A 270-nucleotide genomic window follows, 5' to 3' on the forward strand; every position below is an offset into this window, starting at 1 on the left:
GGGTGGAGCACAGGTCGGCGCGCATGGTCATGACGACGGCGCGCTCCTGGGTAGTCAGATGTTGGTAGATTTTCGCCATGGCGGCACCTTACAGTAGGAGGTGTTGCACTTGGTCCTTGAGAACGCCAGGTATTTGACTTGGCGCACCAGGATCGGCACGTCGCGGCCGGCGTTGATCGCATCGATCGCCGCCTTGTTGGCGCCACTCTTGTCCATCGCGACCTTGTCCGGATCGCCGTTCGCTCCCATGGCCTTGTCGAAGAAGCGCTT

At 61.1% G+C, this 270-nt stretch carries 1 pseudogene; it reads right to left on the reverse strand.

From position 1 onward, the window contains the following. Positions 1–126 precede the first annotated feature (126 nt). Positions 127–270 (reverse strand): annotated as a pseudogene (locus CR105_RS27635) (IS6 family transposase); the annotation flags it as partial.

The sequence above is a fragment of the Massilia eurypsychrophila genome (assembly GCF_002760655.1).
Lineage (GTDB): Bacteria > Pseudomonadota > Gammaproteobacteria > Burkholderiales > Burkholderiaceae_D > JAFCUW01.